Source organism: Bacillus sp. 007/AIA-02/001, from assembly GCF_004634455.1.
Lineage (GTDB): Bacteria > Bacillota > Bacilli > Bacillales > Bacillaceae_G > Bacillus_A > Bacillus_A cereus.
Window position 1 is genome coordinate 99,356 of the sequence record NZ_SEIY01000009.1, and the last position, 21,414, is coordinate 120,769.

Below are 21,414 nucleotides of genomic sequence, written 5' to 3' on the forward strand. Positions count from 1 at the left end.
ACTACATATAGTCTTACTGTTTCTGTGAGAAATGTAACATTACTGTGAAATTTTTTTCACGAAATAATGAATTTTTCATTTACAAAAAAGAAATGTGCTCTTTACAAATGTATGGTACAATATACGGGAAAAACTCTTTTTACCCTTTATCAACACATTTGAATAAAGGAGACTGAACTTATGGTTACTACATATCTTTTATTTATCGTTGCCTACTTACTTGGCTCGATTCCATTTGCACTAGTTGTTGGAAAAATCGGCTACGGAATCGATATTCGTGAGCACGGGAGCGGTAATCTAGGCGGAACAAACACATTCCGCACATTAGGGAAAAAAGCAGGTTTTACCGTTACAATTGCTGACATTTTAAAAGGGACATTAGCAACAAGTCTACCAATGATTTTCGGATTAGATATTCATCCACTATGGTTCGGGTTAGCGGCTGTTCTTGGACATGTCTATCCAATCTTCGCAAAATTCCGCGGTGGTAAAGCAGTTGCAACTTCTGCTGGGGTGCTATTATGCTATTCACCAGTTGTTTTTGCAATATTGGCTGTTGTATTTTTCACCCTTTTATTTACAACAAGATACGTATCACTTTCTTCTATGGTAACAGCAGTTGTTGCTGTTATTGCATCCATTGTTAGCGGGGATAAAATCTTCATTATTGCGATGTGTTTATTAGCAGGTATGGTTATTTATAAACACCGTGCAAATATCGGACGAATTATAAATAAAACTGAACCAAAAGCAAACTTTTCAAAAAAGCAAAAATAAGATCGTAACCCACATAACGCAAAAAGAAAACGTGAAGCATATTAATAGCGTCTTTTTGCGTTATTTTTTATACTAAAGAAAAAGCAACATAATTTGGAGGAACTATACATGAATCTTTCCGTAACAAAAGAAGCAGCACAATGGTATAAAAATGAATTAAACTTACAATCAAATGAAACACTACGCTTTTTCGTACAATACGGTGGTTGCAGTACTGTGCAAAAAGGACTTTCTTTAGGGATTCGTAAAGATGATCCTGCACATCCTGCTGTTCAAATTCAAGAAGAAGGTATTAACTTCTTTATTGAAGGCGATGATGAATGGTTCTTCGATGGACATAATTTATCTGTTACACTTAACGAAGGTGACGACTTCCCACAATTTAATTATGAAAAATAAAAAAACGTGGCTTCTGCCACGCTTTTTTATTTTTTCTTAATTTCCTCATATTTCGCATACCACTCAGGATATAACTTTTTAAATGATACAGGGCGGAACCCTTCTTTTTTCGCACAAATATTCGTCGTACTTGCAGTAATACAAAGTTCACCATCACCATTATATATTTCATATCCATATACAACGCGAAGTGGGCTCACAGTATCTACCCATGTTTTTACGATTGCTTTTTCTCCGTAACGCATCGCTTTACGGTATGAAATTTGTAAATCTAACACAGGAGAAATAATTCCTTCTTTCTCCATTTCAACATATGAAAAACCTAAATCTTGTATAAGTTTCGTGCGACCTAACTCAAGCCACACTAAGTAGTTTGAATGGTAAACAACACCCATTTGATCTGTTTCCGCATAACGGATTTCAACTTCATGTTCTGCTACAAACATATGTATATTCGCCGTTGCCATAAACTTATAAAAATCTATAATTTTTGTTTATTTCCCTGTTCTACGTGTCCGATTTCACAGAAGCTACTTTCGTTTGATGTAACACTCCGAGGGCGTAAATTCGGATACAACGAATCCTACATATTAGCCGTAACTTTTTTAGATGTTAACTGGCTAATTCATACCGTGACAAATTGATAGCCGCATTTAAATCCCTATCCATTTCGTGACCACAAGTGCATTTGTATACACGGTCAGAAAGTTTTAGTTCTTTGTTAATGCTTCCACAACTGGAACACATTTTTGAAGAAGGATACCATGTATCAGCTTCTACAAATTCAATACCATATTTTTCACACTTGTATTGAATTTGTCTTTTGAACTCATATAAACACTGCTTCGCAATCGCTTTAGCTAGGTATCTATTCTTCATCAGACCTTTCATATGCAACGTCTCCATCACAATGCGAAATGGCTTGGTTTTCACAATTTCGCTCGTGGATTGATGAAGATGATTCTTTCTGATATTTGATAACCTTCTATGTAGTTGTCGTATCTCTTTCTCGATTTTTATAATGTTGCTTGTTTTGACAAAACGGTTTTCCTCCTTATTCATTTCATATTTACGAGAAACTTGACGTTGCAACCTACGAAGGCGTTTCTCTACCTGTCTTACCATTTTTGTTTTGTTGATATTGTTCTTCCTCTGCCCATCAGAACAATATGCTAATTCTTTGATTCCAATATCTATTCCTAACGAAACAGCCGTTAATTTCTCTTTTGTAAACTCCTGTTCAATACCGACAGACAAATACCAATACTTACCGTCAAAGCTAACGCGTGGATTAGAGTACTTAACCCCTACAGGTAACTTTTCGGATGTTTTTACCCAACCAACTTTCTCAATCAAAACTTGTTTTTCTTTTACTTTTAACTTGACATTATCATTGTAAAAAGAGAGTTTTGCTTTCCTTCTGCTTTTGAATCGTGGTTTATCAGCCAGTCCCTTGAAAAATCGCTTATATGCTTCACAAGCATCTTTAATCGCTTGTTTGGCTATATTATTTGAAACATCGTACAACCAAGCATATTCTTCAGACTGCTTTAATACAGTTAATTCTTTCCGTAAAAAAACGTCTGATATGAACTTTCCGCCATTCTTGTAATTCTCTTCTTGCTTCGCCAGTGTCCAATTATAAGCCCATCTTGCCGTACCAACAGATTTCCAAAGTTGCAATTCTTGTTCTTTATTCGGCTTGATTCTCACTTTCTTCGCAAGCATCATTTTCCAGCAACCCCTTAACCATCTTCTTAGCTTATTTTCCCTTGAAGATGGCAACTAGTTTGTTCTATCCTACCTGCCTTTTTTTGCAAAATCACCAATTGAATATACTTTCATATTTTTCATCCCATGAAACTACTTTACTCCGGCGACAATTTTTCATCTACAAATATTTTATCACTAATTATATATTTTTGTAGATATACACTAACTGTTTCTTCCCTTCTTTCACTTCTGCTACCTTGCATACATTTAATCATAATACAGTGACATCAAAAATAAAATAAAAATAGTGAATCTTTTCCCGAAAGGAGCAAGCATATGATTCAAATTGTAACGGTTCGTAGCGGTGATAGCGTATATAGCTTGGCATCAAAATATGGATCAACACCTGACGAAATAGTAAAAGACAATGGACTAAATCCCGCTGAAACGCTCGTTGTTGGTCAGGCACTTATCGTTAATACGAAAGGAAATAATTATTATGTACAGCCTGGTGACAGCCTCTATCGGATTTCTCAAACATATAATGTCCCCCTCGCTAGTTTAGCTAAAGTTAATAATTTATCTTTAAAATCTATTCTCCATGTCGGACAACAATTATATGTACCAAAAGGCACAAAACGAGCTGTAGAATCCATCGCTTATTTACAACCTTCCACTATACCGATTAAAGAGAGTTTAGTTAATGCTACACGTGCCATCAATCCATTTTTAACATATTTAGCTTATTTTAGTTTTGAGGCAAAAAGAGATGGCACATTAAAAGAACCTACTGAAACAGCTAAAATTGCTAATATTGCAACGCAAGGGCAAACAATCCCTATGCTCGTTATTACAAATATTGAAAATGGTAATTTCAGTGCAGATCTAACATCGGTTATTTTACGCGACGCAACGATTCAAAACAAATTTATTACTAACATTTTGCAAACAGCTGAAAAATATGGCATGCGAGACATTCATTTCGATTTCGAGAGTGTAGCACCCGAAGACCGCGAGGCCTATAATCGCTTTTTACGAAATGTAAAAACACGCTTACCTAGCGGGTACACATTAAGCACAACTCTCGTACCGAAAACAAGTTCAAATCAAAAGGGAAAATTTTTCGAAGCCCATGATTATAAAGCGCAAGGGCAAATTGTTGATTTCGTCGTCATTATGACATATGACTGGGGTTGGCAGGGCGGGCCACCAATGGCAATCTCTCCTATTGGTCCTGTAAAAGAAGTACTTCAATACGCAAAATCTCAAATGCCTCCCCAAAAAATTATGATGGGGCAAAACTTATACGGATTCGATTGGAAACTTCCGTTCAAACAAGGGAATCCACCAGCAAAAGCAGTTAGCTCTGTCGCAGCTGTTGCACTTGCTCGTAAATATAATGTTCCTATCCGCTATGATTTCACAGCTCAAGCTCCACATTTTAATTACTTTGACGAAAATGGCGTACAACATGAAGTTTGGTTTGAAGATGCGAGGTCTATTCAAAGTAAATTCAATTTAATGAAAGAGCAGGGCATTGGCGGTATTAGTTATTGGAAGATTGGCTTGCCATTTCCACAAAATTGGCGTTTACTTGTTGAAAACTTTACGATTACGAAAAAGGGCTGACAAAAGTCAGCCCTTTTTGTACATTTTGTTAAGATTCATCTTTGATTTCACTTTTTAATGAGTCAATACTTTCTAAACGTCTTTGATTTTTTGCTTCAATAGCAGCACGATCTTTTTCATTAGAAAGTTCCGCTGTTTCTTTTGCTTCATTAAAGTTATCAACTGTATTTTGCACCATTTCTTGTAACTTTTCAGCGTTGTCACTTCGATTATCTGGATTTGGCATGTACTTCCCTCCTAATATTGTATATACACACCATCTTAAATTACCTATCTTTCCGCAAATTTATACATAAAAAAGGAGAATGTAATATTCTCCTTTTCTTTAACCATTATCAACAATCGGTTGTTTACCTGTTTGATCTTGCATTTGCTTTCCTTTATTTCCACCAGCTTTTTTTGATTGTGTTCCAATATGATTCGGTGCAAAGTCTTTTGAATTTTTTTTCGGATTACCCATTACTATCGCCTCCTTAACACTAGTATCGTACTAGTGTTAAGAATTATTCAGCTTGCTTAAAAAGTTTCATTTCATAACGTTTTTCAATGCGCTCTTCAATGCGATCAATTGCCTCACGATCGCTTAATAATTGTTGTTTATTTTCATTTACAAGTTCTTCAAACGATTTACGGCGACTTCTTCTCATGTTGTTCACCCTCTCTCCTTCGCTTTCTTATTACATAGTATGAGCAAACAAAAAACTCTTTAATCAGATTTGCAAGAAAATTTTATGTTTTAGTACTCCTAAAAAAACTCCGTGTACAATATATTGCACACGGAGTTTTTTATACCATAATATTTAAATACTCTTTCAACTTTTCATCTGCATTCATTTCATTTTCTTTATAATCATGAAGCGCCTGTAATACAAAATCATACTGCTCTAAAATATAACTTTCTAATTTCATAACATCCTCTAAGCTATTAAGCATAATTCTCGTATTACCAACTTCACTTTTTAACGCCGGTTCACATTTTAAACTTGTACATATTTCTTTCACATCTTCTTCTAATATCTCTGTTAATACATATTTCTTTCGCCCTTTTACCTTTAATCTCATAACTGGATAAAAAGCTTTTATATCTAAATAACTTCCTACGTTCATACAACGTAGCCATTCTACATTACGTTTATTACATGCAAGTATTTCTTTCACCGCTTCATATACCGCAGTTTCATCAAGCATAGCCTTATTTACTTTTCGTTTCCCTTCTTCTTCAATAGCTGCACACTTTTGATAAACAGCAGCACACGTAATGCAATCGTCAAATGCATTATGAGAGCTTAAACGAATTCCAAGCATTCGTTTTAACGTTTCAAGTTTATGATTAGGCGCATGCTTCATGTATTTCTTTGCTAAAAATACAGTATCAATTACTTTATTTTTAGGTTCAGGCAACCCAAGCATATTTACATTACTTTTCAAAAAGCGCATATCAAAAGAAGCATTATGGGCCACAATAACATTTGTATGTAAAAATGCTAAAAATAAAGGTAACACTTCTTCAATCGTCGGTGCATCTGAAACGCGATAATTAGTAATACCTGTTAAACTCGTTATTCGGTCCGGAATTGGCCGCTCTGGATTCACGTATGAAACAAATTGATCTACTAATTCATGATTACGATATTTCACTGCTGCAACTTGAATAATTTTATCATTATAAGGGTTAAATCCTGTTGTTTCAAAATCAATTACAACATAATCTAACGGTAAGGATACATTCCCCACTCCATACACTCCTTTATCTCTAAACGGTTATATTTCTTACATCATATCATGAAGTGATTACTACTTGAAAAAGAAAAGGCAGAAATGGGAACTCTCCATCTCTACCTTTTCACCGTTATTTTAATTTAGCAACTCTTTTCTCCATCTCTTTTTGTGTCATCGGCCCAATAAACTTATCTTGAATGACACCTTTTGTATCTATAAAATACGAAGTTGGAATCGTAATTACTTTATAAGCTGTTGTCACATCAATGTTCTTGTCCAATAAAATAGGAAAAGTAATTCCTTTTTCTTTAGCAAAATTGCTTACCTTCTCTTCCCCCCCACCTTTTTCTGAAGGCGTATAATTGACCGCTAAAATTTCTACGTTCTCTTTATGTTCTTTATAGAAAGCCTCCATATCAGGCATTTCTTGCTGACATGGTCCACACCACGTAGCCCAAAAGTTTAAAATTACTTTCTTTCCTTTTAAATCCGATAACTTTACATTTGTCCCATCTAACTTCGTTAATGTAAAGTCCGGTGCACTCTTCCCTATCTCAATACCATTCCTTGCGATAATCTCTTTCATCGCAGCTTCACTTTTTTCTTGCTTCACTTTTACCGCCTGCTCTTTATGACCAAACTGTTCATAAGCTGCATATCCCGCTAAACAAAGTAACACTACAATAATCGTAAGCTTTCGCCACATTTTATATCACCCTAACGTATTATCTTCTTTTAACACATTCATCAAAATACTATATACCTTATTTTAGCTTATACGGATAAGCTTGGAAATATTCACATTCTAAATAATCAGAATTTTTATAACTAAGATGAAATATTTACCTTTTAATCATATAATTAGAAATACATAGAACATTTTACAATGAAAGGAGCTCTCATGAATTTATTTAAAAAAATACTTCTATATATTCTTAGTTTTATATTTTCCCCAATCGGAATTATCACATGGATTATCTCACTATTTAGTAAAGATCCTGAAAAAAAACAAGTTGGACATATTTGTCTCTATATCGCATTAATCTCATTTATCCTTTTGGCAGGCCTCGGCATTATTACTTTTTTCACGATGACTACCATTACTACTATAGAATAGCTATAGAAAGGATGATTGTTTTGGGAGAACACCCTATCACCAAAGAGCTACGCTATATACGAATATGCTTAGTTATTTTAGTAATCGTTCTTTTATTTTTCAACAGTGAAAAAGTCGTTGAAATTTCTACAAATCATGATTCCATAGAAAATGTTCCCACCAGTAATATGACACAAATCGCGGAAAATACATTCGCTATTCAAGAATATAATCCATTACTAAGTAGCGAACATACAATTAAGATTTTCAAATATAATCCAGATACAAATCAACTTACTCTCGTCAAAGAAGTTAATTCTAGTGATTCGAATTCTTATACTTATCAACTTAATGAGACCGAATAAAGTGAAACTTTAATCAGCCCTCACCAATCGGGCTGCCCGGCAAATAGCGGAATAAAGATAAGAGCATTACATATCTCTTATCTTTTTGTTTGCAACTCTTTGTACAATGAGTTGCAATTTAATAATTCTCTAGGATTCCCACATTCCACAATAGTCCCATTCTTTATGACAACAACACAATCTGCTATCATCGCTCTCTCTACATCATGTGTTGCCACAATTCTCGTTACATCTCTTCCTATCCCTTCAATCATATTCCAAACCAGTTCTTGATTGCCCGGATCTAACCCGGCCGTCGGTTCATCTAAAATAATAAGAGTTGGATTTGATACAATCGCGCGCAATAATGCAAGACGTTTTCTTTCGCCTCCCGAAAACTCTTCACCGCTTTTATGTAGCACAGTTTGACTCCCTTCAGGTAACCCTCTAATAATCGGCGTTGCATTTATAAGTTCACTATTTTTTTCTAACTGATTTTCTAAACCCTCTTCCCCGAAATACATATTCTCTGTTACCGTCGTTCGGAAAAAACGTGGTTCTTGCCACACTGTAGTCATACGAGCTTCATTATCATAATAAGCAATGCTACCGTTAGATGGTTTATACAAGCCCGTTATTAACTTTAAAAGCGTTGTTTTTCCTGCACCGCTTTCTCCCACAATCATAACGAGTTCACCAGGACGAATTTGCAAATCAATATTATGAATTCTGCATTTCTCTTCGTCATTCTCCTGAAATGAAACATTTGTTATCCTGATCCCCATCGCTCTTTCTACATTGCTATCTGCTGCTCGTTTATTTAAAAAGCAAAAAGCTCTATTTGCCGAAGCGACTGCAACTTGTGTCATTATTAATAAATCGCCCACATAACGGACAGGGAAAAAGAGCATCTCAATTGTCGCTAACACTGCAATGAGTGAACCAACTTCTATTTCTCCCCTCATTATTTTTTGTGCACCTATAATGAGAACAACAATATATGCTCCTGTTTCAATCACCGTTCCAACTACTCCAATGCAATGTTGCATCATCGTCTTCTTTACTTCTGATTTATACGATTGTGCCGTTACTTCTTTAAATAAGCGAATTGCCCATTTTTCTTTTTGTAAACTCCGCAAATCTTGTATCCCCTTTACAAACTGTGACACCATCTCTACAACACTTGAGTGATTTTTTTGAGAAACGCTTGCAATATCTCTTACCTTTTCTCCCATCAGTATTGGAACAATTGTACTTAAAAATAAAAACGGAGTTACCCACAATATAAACTGTATATCTATATGTTGTAGTGCTATGAAAGCTCCAATAAATTGGGCAATAGCGTGTATATATTCTATTAATATAGAGCCATATAATCTGACCCAGTTCGGAATATCAGACACGACCAAAGTTTCTAACTCTCCTTGCTTAATCTTCTCACTCTCTTCAAACGGTAATGAGAAATAGTGACGCAATAATTCTATACGTTTCGTTTGTAATATACGTTGACTCGCTTTTGAACTTATATAATCAAATAAAAGATTGTTCGCCCACATTAAAAAGTGACTACCCGCAAACAAAGCTATATATACATACGCACCTTTTAGCTCCCTTTGAATAAGATTGTCTACAATTAATCCCATGAAAATTGGGCGAGATAAATTTAAAATGGCAGCAATTATCCCACTACATACAGCTGCTATTACTAATATTTTTTCTTTCTGTAACGGTAACAGAATTCTTTTATATTCTTTCATGACGTTTCCTCCATTTTTCGTAGTAAAAAAGAAAGGGATGAAACCATATGGTTTCATCCCTTTCCATAAAATAAGGAAGCTAACTATTGTTAGCTTCCTTATTATTCATTTCAATTATTTAGTTCGACACTTTAGACTCTTCAATTTTCTCACGAAGAACCATTTGCAGAATACCACCGTGACGGTAGTAGTCAATTTCTACTTCACTATCGAAACGAGCTACTACTTCAAATTGTTTTTCATTGCCATCTGCATCAGTTGCAACTACTTTCACAAGATCGCGTGGTCTAACTGTTTTGTCGATTTGAATTTCAAATGACTCGTTACCAACAAGACCTAACGTTTCAGCACTTTCGCCATCTTTAAATTGAAGTGGTAGTACACCCATTAACACTAAGTTACTGCGGTGAATACGCTCAAAGCTTTCTGCAATTACTGCTTTAATACCTAGTAAGTTTGTTCCTTTCGCAGCCCAGTCACGAGAACTTCCCATACCGTAATCTTTACCAGCAACAACTAGAAGGCCTGTGCCATCTTCTTTATATTTCATAGCAGCATCATAGATAGACGTTACTTCACCTGTTGGCCAATATGTTGTATATCCGCCTTCTGTTCCTGGTGCGATTTGGTTTTTAATACGGATGTTCGCGAATGTACCACGCATCATAACTTCATGGTTACCACGACGAGAACCGTAAGAATTGAAGTCAACTGGTTGTACGCCGTTTTCTAATAAGTAGCGTCCAGCTGGTGTATGCTTACCGATTGAACCTGCTGGTGAAATGTGGTCTGTCGTTACAGAGTCACCAAATTTACCAACTACGCGTAGGCCTGATAATGTTTCAACTTCACCTGGCTCTTTAGATAATCCTTCAAAGAATGGTGGGTTTTGAATGTATGTTGAATCATTATCCCAAGTATATAACGCTTCATTTGAAGTTTGGATTTCATTCCAACGCTCATTGCTGTTAAATACTTGTGCATATTCTTTCTTGAACAGTTCAGATGTAACAACACTTTGAACTACATCTTCAATTTCTTTAGCTGATGGCCAAATATCGTTGAAGTAAACAGCATTGCCATTTGCATCTTTACCGATTTCATCATTTTTCAGGTCAATATCAACAGTACCTGCAAGTGCATATGCCACAACTAGTGGTGGTGATGCTAAGTAGTTTGCTTTTACAAGTGGGTGGATACGCCCTTCAAAGTTACGGTTACCAGATAAAACAGATGTTACTAATAAGTCGTTTGCTGCGATTGCTTCTTCTAATTCTGGCGCTAATGGACCAGAGTTACCGATACAAGTCGTACAACCGTAACCAACTGTTTGGAAACCTAATTGATCTAAATATGTTGTTAAACCAGACTTATCTAAGTACTCAGTAACAACTTTAGATCCTGGTGCTAATGATGTTTTTACATACTCAGGTACTACAAGTCCTTTTTCAATTGCTTTCTTCGCAACTAGACCTGCTCCAATTAATACGTATGGGTTTGATGTATTTGTACAGCTTGTAATTGCAGCGATTGCAATTGCACCTGTTTTCATCGTTACTTCTTTATCTTCTAATGTAACCTTCACTTCTTTATCGAACTCTTGCTCATTAAATCCAAGTCCTTGTGTTCCAACTGGTGCTAAAACAGCTTTGTGGAACGCATCTTTCATATCTGAAAGTGGAATTAAATCTTGTGGGCGTTTCGGTCCAGAAAGGTTAGATTCGATTGTATTTAAATCAATTTCTACAAGATCAGTGTAGATTGGATCTTTACTGTCTGCTGTATAGAATAAACCGTTCGCTTTACAGTATTCTTCAACAACGCGAATTTGTTCTTCATCTCTACCTGTTAAACGTAAGTATTCTAATGAAATATCATCGATTGGGAAGAATCCACAAGTTGCGCCGTATTCTGGTGCCATATTTGAAATTGTTGCACGGTCAGCTAAAGGCATGCTCTTTAGTCCATTACCGAAGAACTCAACGAATTTACCAACTACACCTTTTTGACGTAATACTTGCGTTACTTTTAAGGCAACGTCAGTTGCTGTAGTACCACTTGGAAGTGTACCTGTTAATTTCACACCGATTACTTCAGGTACTGGGAAGTATGAAGGCTGTCCAAGCATTCCTGCTTCTGCTTCAATACCACCAACACCCCATCCAAGAACGCCGATACCATTAATCATTGTTGTATGTGAGTCTGTTCCAACTAATGAATCTGGGTATGCAACTAAGTCACCTTCAGCATTTTTCACAGCATGAACAACTGGTGCTAAATATTCAAGGTTTACTTGGTGTACAATACCTGTAGCTGGTGGAACTGCACGATAGTTATCAAATGATTTTTGTGCCCAGCTTAAAAATTTATAACGTTCTTCATTACGTTTAAACTCTAAGTCCATGTTGAATGCAAGCGCGTCTGCCGTACCCGCTCTATCAACCTGTACAGAGTGATCAATTACAAGGTCTACAGTAATTTCTGGATTGATTTTATCAGGATCTCCACCCATGTCTGCCATTGCTTTACGAAGCGAAGCCAAATCAACAACAGCTGGTACACCAGTGAAATCTTGTAAAATTACACGAGATGGTTTAAATGGAACATCGATATCTTGCACATCTTTCGTTCCCCATTTCGCCAAATTTGTAACATGCTCTTCTGTAATTACACGTCCGTCTACTTGACGAAGTACTGATTCAAGTAAAACTTTCACGGAATATGGTAATTGAGATACGTTGCCAACCCCTGCATTTTCAAGCGCTTTCAAATCATAATAATGATACGTTTTTCCATCTACTTCAAAAGTTGCACGTGATTGAAATGGATTATGTTTGACCATTATGTTTCCCCCCTGTTAAACGTGACTAAGTTGTCTGAATATAAAATGTAGACAAACTTTTCAATACCTTACGATAATATCTTATTACAACTTTCTAAATAAGTAAATAATAAGAAACTTATAGATTATCATAAGTTTTCTTTATGTTTCTAAATTTGAATAGTGTTCATGCTCCTTATGAATACTATTACCATAAAGTAAAGTGCTCTATTAGCGCTTTACTTATAGTTCATACACACTATGAACTGCTCATCATTCAACATACAAAAAAATGTTATAGAGGTGAAATAAAATGGGTAAAAGAAAAGCAAATCATACTATTTCAGGAATGAATGCAGCATCCGCACAAGGACAAGGTACTGGTTATAACGAAGAGTTTGCAAATGAAAACTTAACTCCTGCAGAAAGACAAAATAATAAGAAACGCAAAAAGAACCAGTAACGAAAAATCCCAAAAGGAACATTCACCTTTTGGGATTTTTTCTAATGTTTATAACGTAACAATTCTGAAACCGTTACAAATCGATAGCCTTGTTTTTTTAGCTCAGGTAAAATTTTTGCTAGTGCTGCTACCGTTTGACTACGATCATTTCCTCCATCATGTAACAATACAATATCGCCACTTTTAGCATTTTTCACTACATGATTTACGATAGATTCCACCCCTGGATTTGCCCAATCACGTGGGTCTTGATGCCACGACCATAGAACGGTTTGATAACCTGCTTCTTTTGCTGTTTTAAATACAGCATCGTTAATATATCCACCAGGAGGACGGAATAGCAACGGTTCTTTCACCCATTTTTCGAAAAATTTCTTTCCATCCAAAATATCTTTTTTTAATTTTTCATCTGATGAACTATTTGCATATAAATGATTCATCGTATGATTTCCAATCTCATGTCCCTCTTTTAACACTTGTTTCACTAAATATGGATTGCGCTGAACTCGAAATCCAATCATAAAAAATGTCGCTTCAGCCTTATATTGACGTAATAAATGTAAAACTTGTGGTGTATACGTTGGATCTGGTCCATCATCAAATGTAATGGCAATAATTTTTTCATTATTAGGTACTTCCCACGTTACATAGCCAGTTGGTTCTAGCTCTTTTCTGAGCAACATTTTCGCTTCCACTTTTTCAACTTGAAATATATGTACTGCGCATAATAAAGAAAAAACGAATAGAAAAATTTTCTGTTTTCGCATAATGTTCATTAAAGTAAGAGGTTGTCAAATACACAACAACCTAATTTACTTTTCTAATTGATCTACATTTCGCATTATATTTTGGAGATTATTTTCATATTGCTCAAGTTGTGGACGTTGTGTTTCTGAAGCTACCTCTAGTGCATTTTGAATTTGTTCATATGCTTCCTGAACCTCTTGGCGTAATTCTTTTAAATCATGACCGTAGTTTGGATCATTTTTCACAATGTTGTTAAATGCATTTTCTGCTTGTGTAACGCCTTGCTGCGCTGCTTGAAACGCTTGTTGTTTATCTTTATGATATGGCATTATATAATCCCCTTTCTGTAATAGTTAGTCCCAATTATCTTTACCTTTTTTTCTAAAAACATTCTCGTATAAATTTGCAAACTTCTCTCATTCTAAAAAGGAAGAGGAGGTGTCACATACAATGGGAAAAAACAATCGTGAAGCGAAAGAAAAAAAAGGACAACCTGAACCATTAAGCGGATCTCATAAAGTAAAAAACCGTAACCATTCACGCCAAAAACATCATGCGCATCATGATATGTAAAACAAAAAGTGCACACTAGCTATCTTTTCCACATACAATGTTTATATTTTTCCATTTATTCTTCACCCCTAATTCATTCATGCATAACATAGTATGAATTGAGATTTTACGGAGGGTGTCTTACATGGGCAAGAAAAAGAAGGATTGTCTTTTTCATGTTGATGGTTTCGAAGAATGGATGGATCAGTTTTGTTCTGACTCTTGTAGTAACTTTAGTTTCCCAAATCAAATTCATATTGACCTTTGCGAAACTGAACAAGAATACATTTTGGAAACAGATGTACCAAATGCCAATGAACAAAATGTAGTCATTAAAAAGATGGAGACAGGCCTAACCATTTGCATACTTCATAAAAACATTTCTTTGCAGCGAACTATCCCTTTACCCGCTAATGTTATTTATAAGAAGATGCTAGCCTGCTTAGAGAATGGTTTTTTGGCCATTCATATTTCCAAAAATGAAGTTGCTGATAAACATGAAAAGAAAGTTCTTTTTTCAAATTAAGAGTTAATATAATACAAACATAAGCCCCAGTTGGTACTGGGGCTTATGTTATTTCGCATGCATTTCTATATTAGAATTTCTATCATATCTTTTTTTCAATAAACCTTTTGTAACTAAAAGCACAGGAAATGCCACAGTTGAGAATATAGCTAATGTTGAAAATACTGCAAACCCATTTTGGTACCCGTAGTAATCGAGAAGTACTCCTCCAAACCACGGACCTATTACTGCTCCAATTCCCGAAAAGCCCATCGCACCGAAGTATGTTCCTTTTAGATGCGCAACAGCAATATCATCAATAAATACATCCGTCATCGAAAACATTAAGACTTCTCCAATTGTAAAAATAATTGTACAAACGGCAGCACCTAGCATGGATTCTACTATTCCAAAGCCAAATAATCCCCCACTCACAAATAAAGCCCCCACCATAATTGATGTTAACGGTGTATACTTTTTACAAATTTGAATAACAGGGTATTGAATTACGACTACAACAATCGCATTTAAAGCTAGCATATATGAAAATAATTTCACTCCATCCTGAAATATATGTGCATTTGCAAAATATTGAGATACTGTTGTCGTTAAATGAGAAAAACCACAATTACTCAAAATAATACCAACTAGTGCAACTAAAAATACGACATCCTTTCGCAAAATACGAATTGCCTTTAACATTGTGACAGGCTTTTCTGTATTTACTTTCTTTTTTCCAATCGGATACTTCTTAAATTGGAACGCTAATATAGCTGTATATAAAATGTATACTCCAGCTGCTACTAAAAACGGAATTGTTGATTTTGCGCTTCCAATCTGTAACCCGACAAGTGGGCCAATCGCTACTCCAACATTGATTGCACCGTAACGCAAATTATATACGAGTAAACGATACTCAGGTTTCGTTAAATCTGATAATAACGCTCTTGATGTTGGCTCAAAAAATGACCTACATAATCCATTCAAAGCATTTAATAAAAAGAAACTTAAAACATGATCTGCAAGTGAAAAACCAATGAATACAAAGACCCAAACGATCATGGACCATATTATAATCATATTTCGACCGAATCGATCTGATAAATTCCCTCCGATAAAACTAGCAAACACTCCAACAAGTGCACTCGTTCCGATAATAGCACCTGTCATTCCAGCTGATACACCTTTCACAGTCGTTAAATAAATTGCTAAAAAAGGAATACTCATTGACGTGGCGAACCTCGCAAATAAAGTCCCTATTATAATTGTCATTCCTAACGGATGAATATTTTGCAACTTCCCCTTCATCTTAAAAACCTACTCTCCCTGTTCTTACATAAAAAAAGAAAGCAAAGGATCTGCTTTCTTTTCCCTTTTTATACTTGCGCTGTTGATACCCGCGCTGTTCTCGTTATATCCATATCTATGCCATATGTAAACTGTAATTCTTTACAAACATCTTTAATTAATATTGCAACATTATACTTCTCATTAAATTGTAAAACGATGTTCTCCACTTCTTCATATGTATACTTATATTCGCCTGTAATGACACTTTTTAGATCAAAGCATTCGTTAATACAAAGTTGTACAAGTAGCTGGTCATATTTCTCTATTACATCTTCTTTCTTCCAAAGTAACTCTTTTACATATAACCGATCAAACTTCACACTTTCTCGATTACAATCCGTTAAAATCCGGGTCATTTCATTTAATTCTCGATACAATTCAGAAATATTTTTGCTTAAACTAAGCAGTTTATCTACGCCATTTTCATATAACATATTCATTCCACCCCCGCATTTTCTTCTTATTATAGCAAGAAAATTCTAAAAATAGTTTCTTTCTTCTGAAATATTAGGAAACTAATTTCAATTGCTTTACAATGAAACTAGTTAATGCGAGAGGAGAAAGAAAATTGGAGCACAAATTATATCACACTGACGCTTATAAGCAAGACTTTACTACTAAAATTATAAAGCAAGATTATGATAAAAACGGTAACTTATACGTTGTTTTGAATGAAACAGCATTTTATCCGACAGGTGGCGGACAACCATATGATACTGGTACATTAAATGATATCAATGTAATCAATGTAGAAGAGATAAACGGAGAAATTCGTCACTACATCGCAGAACAATTACATACAGAAGACGTAGAAGGTAAAATTAATTGGGAGCGCCGTTTTGATCATATGCAGCAACATGCGGCTCAGCACATTTTATCTGCTGCTTTTTGGGACCATTTTAACATACCTACGATTGGATTCCATCTTGGTAAAGAAACGGTAACAATCGATTTAGAAACAGAAAATCTGCATACAGAAACAGTTGAAAAAGCAGTACAAATTGCAAACAAAATTGTTTTTGAAAACCATCCAATCCGTATAGAGTGGATGAACTTAGAAGAAGCGAAAACATTACCTCTTCGTAAAGAACCGAATATGACAGAAAATATACGTGTTGTTATTATCGAAAATTACGACTACAACGGCTGTGGTGGAACCCATCCGAAACGCACTGGTGAAGTTGGTCTTATTCAAGTACTAGGATGGGAGCGCAATAAAGGTGGTATACGCTTAACCTTTATCGCTGGTTGGCGTACACTTAAATTAATGGGGCAACAGCAACAAATTATGAAAGATGTTTCCAAACAATTAAACAGTAGCGAAACTGATATCCCAGCAAAAGTGGCACAGCTTCTTACCTCTCAAAAGGAAAACGAAAAAACAATACAAACAATGAATGAAAAATTATTATTTGCAGAGGCAAATGAATTACTACAACAGCCCACCGAAATACATGCTGGGTTACTTATTTCTAAAGCATTTACAGATCGTTCTATGCAAGAAATTGCAAAACTATCAGCTATCATTACAGAACAACAAGAGCATGCAATTACGTATTTCGTTATTGAAAATGATGACAAACTACAATGTATTCTCGCTTGCGGAAAAACAGTAACGCTCGATATGAATGCTCTTTTAAAAGATGCTCTTCCTGCAATTGAAGGAAAAGGTGGCGGAAATAAAAAGAGTGCACGCGGCGGCGGAAAAGCGGTTATGCACGGGGACGAGTTTTTAAATCAGCTTGTTTCTTCTTTACAGTCAGCAGTGTAAAACATGTTTATGAAGGATAGCTAACGGCTATCCTTCAACTATATTTACAGGCCTATATGTTGTTTCAACCCTTGATAACTCCCTGAATTTGCAAAACCGCCACTTATAAGATTGATAAAAGTTTCCGAAAAACCATAATAACTTAATTCGTTAATCGGTACCATTTGCACATCATGAATCGGATTATGATCGAACTCGTTAGAAGGTAGTTTAATTTCACCTTCAATCCTTTCAAGCAGAAACGTAATATGTAACAAAGATGGACTAGCATCTGGTTTATCACAAACATAGAGTAGCTTCTTAATTTTAACTTCTAATCCCGTTTCTTCTCTCATTTCTCGAATCATCGCTTCTTCTAACGTTTCACCATTCTCTACCCTTCCTCCAGGTAAAGACCAATCGCGATTAGCCACTTTTTGCTTTACTAGCAATACTTTTTCATCTTCAATTAAAATTCCCGTAACACGAACTTGCATTATATTTTCTATATATAACCTCCTCTTCCCATTATATTTACACATTAATCCTTCCATAAAAAGAACGTATGTTTTATAATTAAAGAAAATTATGGAAGAAAGTAGTTGTTACATTCATGCGACCATCTTTAACAAAAACTATATCTCTTACAGATTTCCAAAATTATTATTGGTTAAAAGCAGAACTGCAAACATTTTGTCGCGAGCATGGTCTGCCAGCTAGTGGCTCTAAGACCGAAATAACCGAGCGTATCTCACATTATTTAACTACGGGGAAAGTCTTAAAAAACAGCTCTGTGCAAAAAGTGAGCAAAGCTCCCCTCTCTTATAAAGACCTTTCTCTTCAAACGATTATTACTAAAAATCACCGCTGTAGCGAAGAGGTTCGTGCTTTTTTCAAAGAAAAAATCGGAACAAACTTCCGCTTTACAGTAGCTCTTCAAAAATTTTTCAAAGAGAATGTTGGAAAAACATATGAAGACGCGGTAGCTTTTTGGCATGAAGAAAACGAACGAAAAAAAGACCCTACATACAAAACAACTATCGGTGCACAATTTGAATACAATCGCTTTACTCGTGACTTTTTCAAAGATCCAAATAATAAAGGAAAAGCAAAAGCTGATGCGATTGCTGCTTGGAACGAAATGAAAGCGAAGCCTGGCAGCAATGTTTATGTTCCTCAAAAAGTAGAAAACTAGTTACCTCACTAGTCTTCTACTTTCTCAAATAATAGCGCAATCCCTATCCCGCCTCCAATTCCTAATGTAGCAATTCCATATTTCATAGACTCTCTTTGAGCCTGATAAAACAAACGTGTTACAAGCATAGCTCCAGATGCACCGTACGGATGACCGAGCGCAATTGCCCCACCATTTACATTTAATTTTTCATACGGAATTTGTAACTCTTTTGCGCAAGCAACAACTTTTGAGGCGAATGCTTCATTTATTTCAAAATAATCGATGTCCTCTACTTTTACATTCATTTCGTTTAATAATCTGTTCACCGCAAATATCGGACCAGTCCCTGGAAGATTGGGATCCACTCCCACTACAGTACTACGAACGAAACGAAGGACAGGTTTATAACCTAACTTTAGGGCTTGTCCCTCTTCCATTACAAGAACAGCACATGCCCCATCATTTACACCACATGAATTACCTGCCGTCACTGTTCCATTTTGTAAAAATGCGGGCTTTGTTCTTTTAATGATTCGTTCATAATTCATTTCTGGCTTTATAGATTCATCTAATAATCCATTAAAAGAAAATATTTCATCATGTATATATCCTTTTTCTAACGCTTGCAGTGTCCGCTTATAACTAAGACAAGCGTACTCGTCTTGCATTTCTCTCGTTATGTTATAACGTTCCGCAACATATTCAGCTGCTACTCCCATGTCAGGATCACCAATTGTTTCAGGTGAAAATCTTGCTCTTTTTTGAAAAGGTGACGTACTTGTACTCTCTACTCCTCCGGCGATATAGCAATTACCTGCCTCGCCTTGAATGAGATGACACGCAGTTCGAATTGCTTCTAAACCAGCACCACATTGCCGATCAATCGTTACACCAGGAATATGATAGCCAAGTCCTGCCTCTAAAGCAGATAATCTTGCAACATTCCCTCCTGGCCCAACAACATTTCCTAATATAACATCGTCTATCTCTCTCTTAATTCCTTTACTTAAAAACGTAAGAAGCGGCGTTGCTAATTGCTGAACTTCATACTCTTTTAATATCCCATCCTTCTTACCGATAGGTGTTCTTTTCGCCTCTACAATAACTGCCTTATTCATATGTTTTCTCCCGGTTTTCAATCATACTTTTTGCTTCCATACGAGCGATTTTCCCACTATTTGTATAAGGTATTCCATCTACAAAATGCCATTCTTTCGGTATTTTAAACGAGGATAATCGTTGTAAGCAAAAACTCTTTAATTGTTGTTTCGTAGCACTTCCTTTTACGATCGCGACTGGCTTTTCACCCCAGTAACTATCTTTCACACCAATTACAACTATTTCATCAACAGCTGGGTGTTCATGTAATACACTTTCTATTTCTTCTGGATAAATATTGATTCCTCCAAATAAAATCATATTCTTCTCTCTACCAACAATATATATAAAGCCTTCTTCATCTTCATAGCCTACATCTCGCACTGTCATCCAGCCATCTGCATTCAACTCCCGTGTTAAAACCCCATCTATTATGTATCCCATAAAAAACTGATCACTTTTCACATAAACAGTTCCTATCTCGCCTTTTTGTACTTCTTCGCCTGCTTCATTACATATTCGAACTTGCACATTGTGACAAGGTTTTCCTACTGAATTTGGCCTTCTTTCGCTTTCTGCATCGACTAGTGCTGTTACAAAACTTAACTCTGATGCACCATAAAATTCATATCTTTTCGCATAAGGAAATATATTCTTTATTTTTTCTTTCGCTTCAGCTTCCCATTTCGCTCCTGATGAAATAATTTTCATTTTATTTTCTATTAATCTATTTTCTTTATATAAAGATTCAAGCATTGTCGGAACTGTATACATAACCGATATATTTTCAGTTTCTAACTTATCTAATACTTGATTCGGAATGAACTTTCTCATAATATGCACCGTTTGTCCTACATATAATGCACTTATTGCCCCGTATAAGAAAAGAGAATGAACGAGCGTCCCAGCTATTAAAATTGAATCCTCCATTTTCATATGAAAGTCATGTACATTACAATCAAAACTATGAACCCACGATTGCTGTGCACGTAAAAATGCTTTTGCTTTTCCAGTTGATCCTGATGTAAATCCCATATAAAAGGGAGCATTTCGTAAACTTTCTACAGTGGAATGTGTAGGAAGATATTTCTCTATCATTCTTTTCCACTCATCAATTTCAATTACTCTTCCTTCTTCATCAGGTAGATCATTTACCTTATATCGTTCTGTCACAATCATATCCAGATTACTGATCTCAATTCTTTCTCTGAGCTCATCTTGTTTCCACTTTATATCTAACGGAACACAAACCCACCCGGCCATAGCGGCACCAGCGAATAGTTGTAAAAACTCTATACGATTTTCTAATAGGATTGCTATTGTTTTATTCTTTGATTCTGTTGCGTGCAACCAGTTTGCTACTTTACAAACTGATTCGAACCACTCTTTATATGTTAAAACTCTATCATTTTCCTTTATCGCTATTTTATTTGGTTGTAAAGAGGCATGCTTTTTGTATTCTTTTGTAATACCCATATGAGACGTCCTTTCTTTACAAAAATAATAAAAAGAAACAC

26 protein-coding genes are annotated in these 21,414 nt (G+C 35.5%); 10 read left to right on the forward strand and 16 right to left on the reverse strand.

The window, feature by feature from the left end; translation table 11 throughout:
• The first annotated feature begins 180 nt into the window (after window positions 1–180).
• Complete coding sequence (gene plsY, locus ES895_RS18030; RefSeq protein WP_000258974.1) at window positions 181–777, forward strand: glycerol-3-phosphate 1-O-acyltransferase PlsY; 597 nt, start codon at window positions 181–183, stop codon at window positions 775–777.
• A 108-nt stretch (window positions 778–885) separates the two neighbouring features.
• Entirely contained in the window at window positions 886–1,176 is a 291-nt protein-coding gene (locus ES895_RS18035) for a HesB/YadR/YfhF family protein (protein ID WP_001054453.1), read from the forward strand.
• A gap of 26 nt (window positions 1,177–1,202) precedes the next feature.
• On the opposite strand, the gene ES895_RS18040 is transcribed toward ES895_RS18035, so the two are convergent.
• Window positions 1,203–1,622 (reverse strand): acyl-CoA thioesterase, encoded by a 420-nt coding sequence (locus ES895_RS18040; protein WP_000495812.1) that lies wholly within the window; start codon window positions 1,620–1,622, stop codon window positions 1,203–1,205.
• A 166-nt stretch (window positions 1,623–1,788) separates the two neighbouring features.
• Window positions 1,789–2,907: an RNA-guided endonuclease InsQ/TnpB family protein gene (locus ES895_RS18045; protein ID WP_000978852.1), complete on the reverse strand. Its 1,119-nt coding sequence runs from the start codon at window positions 2,905–2,907 to the stop codon at window positions 1,789–1,791.
• Between the two features lie 318 nt (window positions 2,908–3,225).
• Here ES895_RS18045 and ES895_RS18050 point away from each other — a divergent pair, with 318 nt between their 5' ends.
• Window positions 3,226–4,518 carry a glycoside hydrolase family 18 protein gene (locus ES895_RS18050; protein ID WP_000614862.1) on the forward strand — a complete coding sequence of 431 codons (1,293 nt, stop codon included), beginning with the start codon at window positions 3,226–3,228 and terminating at the stop codon, window positions 4,516–4,518.
• Between the two features lie 28 nt (window positions 4,519–4,546).
• Here ES895_RS18050 and tlp read toward each other — a convergent pair whose 3' ends face one another.
• From tlp to ES895_RS18075, 5 genes are all read right to left on the reverse strand, one after another.
• Complete coding sequence (gene tlp, locus ES895_RS18055; protein WP_001133511.1) at window positions 4,547–4,744, reverse strand: small acid-soluble spore protein Tlp; 198 nt, start codon at window positions 4,742–4,744, stop codon at window positions 4,547–4,549.
• Between the two features lie 99 nt (window positions 4,745–4,843).
• Window positions 4,844–4,978: an acid-soluble spore protein SspN gene (gene sspN / locus ES895_RS18060; protein ID WP_000527987.1), complete on the reverse strand. Its 135-nt coding sequence runs from the start codon at window positions 4,976–4,978 to the stop codon at window positions 4,844–4,846.
• Between the two features lie 43 nt (window positions 4,979–5,021).
• The gene (locus tag ES895_RS18065; protein ID WP_001254703.1) at window positions 5,022–5,165 is read right to left on the reverse strand and encodes an FbpB family small basic protein; all 144 of its coding nucleotides are present in this window, start codon (window positions 5,163–5,165) and stop codon (window positions 5,022–5,024) included.
• A gap of 139 nt (window positions 5,166–5,304) precedes the next feature.
• Window positions 5,305–6,252: a 3'-5' exonuclease gene (locus ES895_RS18070; RefSeq protein ID WP_000528755.1), complete on the reverse strand. Its 948-nt coding sequence runs from the start codon at window positions 6,250–6,252 to the stop codon at window positions 5,305–5,307.
• A gap of 115 nt (window positions 6,253–6,367) precedes the next feature.
• Window positions 6,368–6,943, reverse strand: coding sequence for a redoxin domain-containing protein (locus ES895_RS18075; RefSeq protein WP_000269054.1), 576 nt, complete (start codon window positions 6,941–6,943; stop codon window positions 6,368–6,370).
• A 195-nt stretch (window positions 6,944–7,138) separates the two neighbouring features.
• Between ES895_RS18075 and ES895_RS18080 the strand changes: the two genes are divergently transcribed.
• The gene (locus ES895_RS18080; protein ID WP_001048152.1) at window positions 7,139–7,354 is read left to right on the forward strand and encodes a hypothetical protein; all 216 of its coding nucleotides are present in this window, start codon (window positions 7,139–7,141) and stop codon (window positions 7,352–7,354) included.
• Between the two features lie 11 nt (window positions 7,355–7,365).
• Window positions 7,366–7,698 carry a YmzC family protein gene (locus ES895_RS30120; RefSeq protein WP_074595727.1) on the forward strand — a complete coding sequence of 111 codons (333 nt, stop codon included), beginning with the start codon at window positions 7,366–7,368 and terminating at the stop codon, window positions 7,696–7,698.
• Window positions 7,699–7,775: 77 nt separating this feature from the next.
• Here ES895_RS30120 and ES895_RS18090 read toward each other — a convergent pair whose 3' ends face one another.
• Together ES895_RS18090 and acnA are read right to left on the reverse strand one after the other, a co-directional pair.
• On the reverse strand, window positions 7,776–9,434 hold the full coding sequence (locus ES895_RS18090; RefSeq protein ID WP_097995121.1) for an ABC transporter ATP-binding protein: 1,659 nt from the start codon (window positions 9,432–9,434) through the stop codon (window positions 7,776–7,778).
• 118 nt (window positions 9,435–9,552) lie between these two features.
• A complete protein-coding gene (acnA, locus tag ES895_RS18095) occupies window positions 9,553–12,276 on the reverse strand; it encodes an aconitate hydratase AcnA (protein WP_000238558.1) in 2,724 nt (907 codons plus the stop codon).
• Between the two features lie 292 nt (window positions 12,277–12,568).
• On the opposite strand from acnA, the gene sspO reads away from it, so the two are divergent.
• Window positions 12,569–12,718, forward strand: coding sequence for an acid-soluble spore protein SspO (sspO, locus tag ES895_RS18100; protein WP_000518055.1), 150 nt, complete (start codon window positions 12,569–12,571; stop codon window positions 12,716–12,718).
• 41 nt (window positions 12,719–12,759) lie between these two features.
• On the opposite strand, the gene pdaB is transcribed toward sspO, so the two are convergent.
• Both pdaB and ES895_RS18110 read right to left on the reverse strand, forming a co-directional pair.
• Window positions 12,760–13,485, reverse strand: coding sequence for a polysaccharide deacetylase family sporulation protein PdaB (pdaB, locus tag ES895_RS18105; RefSeq protein WP_003284976.1), 726 nt, complete (start codon window positions 13,483–13,485; stop codon window positions 12,760–12,762).
• Between the two features lie 45 nt (window positions 13,486–13,530).
• Window positions 13,531–13,794 carry a hypothetical protein gene (locus ES895_RS18110; RefSeq protein WP_001146295.1) on the reverse strand — a complete coding sequence of 88 codons (264 nt, stop codon included), beginning with the start codon at window positions 13,792–13,794 and terminating at the stop codon, window positions 13,531–13,533.
• Window positions 13,795–13,915: 121 nt separating this feature from the next.
• Here ES895_RS18110 and ES895_RS18115 point away from each other — a divergent pair, with 121 nt between their 5' ends.
• Window positions 13,916–14,038, forward strand: a complete 123-nt coding sequence (locus tag ES895_RS18115; RefSeq protein ID WP_000517649.1) for a small acid-soluble spore protein P — start codon at window positions 13,916–13,918, stop codon at window positions 14,036–14,038.
• 124 nt (window positions 14,039–14,162) lie between these two features.
• Window positions 14,163–14,543 carry an Hsp20/alpha crystallin family protein gene (locus tag ES895_RS18120; protein ID WP_000516731.1) on the forward strand — a complete coding sequence of 127 codons (381 nt, stop codon included), beginning with the start codon at window positions 14,163–14,165 and terminating at the stop codon, window positions 14,541–14,543.
• Window positions 14,544–14,591: 48 nt separating this feature from the next.
• Here ES895_RS18120 and ES895_RS18125 read toward each other — a convergent pair whose 3' ends face one another.
• Window positions 14,592–15,830, reverse strand: coding sequence for an MDR family MFS transporter (locus tag ES895_RS18125; protein WP_097999077.1), 1,239 nt, complete (start codon window positions 15,828–15,830; stop codon window positions 14,592–14,594).
• A gap of 68 nt (window positions 15,831–15,898) precedes the next feature.
• The gene (locus ES895_RS18130; protein ID WP_000965133.1) at window positions 15,899–16,306 is read right to left on the reverse strand and encodes a hypothetical protein; all 408 of its coding nucleotides are present in this window, start codon (window positions 16,304–16,306) and stop codon (window positions 15,899–15,901) included.
• A 134-nt stretch (window positions 16,307–16,440) separates the two neighbouring features.
• Here ES895_RS18130 and ES895_RS18135 point away from each other — a divergent pair, with 134 nt between their 5' ends.
• A complete protein-coding gene (locus tag ES895_RS18135; protein WP_167754520.1) occupies window positions 16,441–17,643 on the forward strand; it encodes an alanyl-tRNA editing protein in 1,203 nt (400 codons plus the stop codon).
• 44 nt (window positions 17,644–17,687) lie between these two features.
• On the opposite strand, the gene ES895_RS18140 is transcribed toward ES895_RS18135, so the two are convergent.
• Entirely contained in the window at window positions 17,688–18,176 is a 489-nt protein-coding gene (locus ES895_RS18140) for an NUDIX domain-containing protein (protein WP_114159861.1), read from the reverse strand.
• Window positions 18,177–18,235: 59 nt separating this feature from the next.
• On the opposite strand from ES895_RS18140, the gene ES895_RS18145 reads away from it, so the two are divergent.
• A complete protein-coding gene (locus tag ES895_RS18145; RefSeq protein WP_097814151.1) occupies window positions 18,236–18,817 on the forward strand; it encodes a DUF6434 domain-containing protein in 582 nt (193 codons plus the stop codon).
• An 8-nt stretch (window positions 18,818–18,825) separates the two neighbouring features.
• Here ES895_RS18145 and ES895_RS18150 read toward each other — a convergent pair whose 3' ends face one another.
• Entirely contained in the window at window positions 18,826–19,917 is a 1,092-nt protein-coding gene (locus ES895_RS18150) for an acetyl-CoA C-acyltransferase (RefSeq protein WP_087967710.1), read from the reverse strand.
• Entirely contained in the window at window positions 19,910–21,373 is a 1,464-nt protein-coding gene (locus ES895_RS18155; RefSeq protein WP_048568329.1) for an acyl-CoA synthetase, read from the reverse strand. Before ES895_RS18155 ends, ES895_RS18150 begins: the two co-directional genes overlap by 8 nt.
• Window positions 21,374–21,414: the final 41 nt, after the last annotated feature.

Bases quoted from the DNA above. Each gene is read 5' to 3' on its own strand.
- ES895_RS18035 (WP_001054453.1), top strand. From the start codon at position 886: ATGAATCTTTCCGTAACAAAAGAAGCAGCACAATGGTATAAAAATGAA.
- ES895_RS18140 (WP_114159861.1), bottom strand. From the start codon at position 18,176: ATGGAAGGATTAATGTGTAAATATAATGGGAAGAGGAGGTTATATATA.
- ES895_RS18040 (WP_000495812.1), bottom strand. From the start codon at position 1,622: ATGTTTGTAGCAGAACATGAAGTTGAAATCCGTTATGCGGAAACAGAT.
- ES895_RS18115 (WP_000517649.1), top strand. From the start codon at position 13,916: ATGGGAAAAAACAATCGTGAAGCGAAAGAAAAAAAAGGACAACCTGAA.
- ES895_RS18150 (WP_087967710.1), bottom strand. From the start codon at position 19,917: ATGAATAAGGCAGTTATTGTAGAGGCGAAAAGAACACCTATCGGTAAG.
- ES895_RS18065 (WP_001254703.1), bottom strand. From the start codon at position 5,165: ATGAGAAGAAGTCGCCGTAAATCGTTTGAAGAACTTGTAAATGAAAAT.
- ES895_RS18090 (WP_097995121.1), bottom strand. From the start codon at position 9,434: ATGAAAGAATATAAAAGAATTCTGTTACCGTTACAGAAAGAAAAAATA.
- ES895_RS18075 (WP_000269054.1), bottom strand. From the start codon at position 6,943: ATGTGGCGAAAGCTTACGATTATTGTAGTGTTACTTTGTTTAGCGGGA.
- ES895_RS18045 (WP_000978852.1), bottom strand. From the start codon at position 2,907: ATGATGCTTGCGAAGAAAGTGAGAATCAAGCCGAATAAAGAACAAGAA.
- ES895_RS18130 (WP_000965133.1), bottom strand. From the start codon at position 16,306: ATGTTATATGAAAATGGCGTAGATAAACTGCTTAGTTTAAGCAAAAAT.
- acnA (WP_000238558.1), bottom strand. From the start codon at position 12,276: ATGGTCAAACATAATCCATTTCAATCACGTGCAACTTTTGAAGTAGAT.
- tlp (WP_001133511.1), bottom strand. From the start codon at position 4,744: ATGCCAAATCCAGATAATCGAAGTGACAACGCTGAAAAGTTACAAGAA.
- sspN (WP_000527987.1), bottom strand. From the start codon at position 4,978: ATGGGTAATCCGAAAAAAAATTCAAAAGACTTTGCACCGAATCATATT.
- plsY (WP_000258974.1), top strand. From the start codon at position 181: ATGGTTACTACATATCTTTTATTTATCGTTGCCTACTTACTTGGCTCG.
- sspO (WP_000518055.1), top strand. From the start codon at position 12,569: ATGGGTAAAAGAAAAGCAAATCATACTATTTCAGGAATGAATGCAGCA.
- ES895_RS18145 (WP_097814151.1), top strand. From the start codon at position 18,236: ATGCGACCATCTTTAACAAAAACTATATCTCTTACAGATTTCCAAAAT.
- ES895_RS18120 (WP_000516731.1), top strand. From the start codon at position 14,163: ATGGGCAAGAAAAAGAAGGATTGTCTTTTTCATGTTGATGGTTTCGAA.
- ES895_RS18110 (WP_001146295.1), bottom strand. From the start codon at position 13,794: ATGCCATATCATAAAGATAAACAACAAGCGTTTCAAGCAGCGCAGCAA.
- ES895_RS18155 (WP_048568329.1), bottom strand. From the start codon at position 21,373: ATGGGTATTACAAAAGAATACAAAAAGCATGCCTCTTTACAACCAAAT.
- ES895_RS30120 (WP_074595727.1), top strand. From the start codon at position 7,366: ATGATTGTTTTGGGAGAACACCCTATCACCAAAGAGCTACGCTATATA.
- ES895_RS18080 (WP_001048152.1), top strand. From the start codon at position 7,139: ATGAATTTATTTAAAAAAATACTTCTATATATTCTTAGTTTTATATTT.
- ES895_RS18050 (WP_000614862.1), top strand. From the start codon at position 3,226: ATGATTCAAATTGTAACGGTTCGTAGCGGTGATAGCGTATATAGCTTG.
- ES895_RS18125 (WP_097999077.1), bottom strand. From the start codon at position 15,830: ATGAAGGGGAAGTTGCAAAATATTCATCCGTTAGGAATGACAATTATA.
- pdaB (WP_003284976.1), bottom strand. From the start codon at position 13,485: ATGCGAAAACAGAAAATTTTTCTATTCGTTTTTTCTTTATTATGCGCA.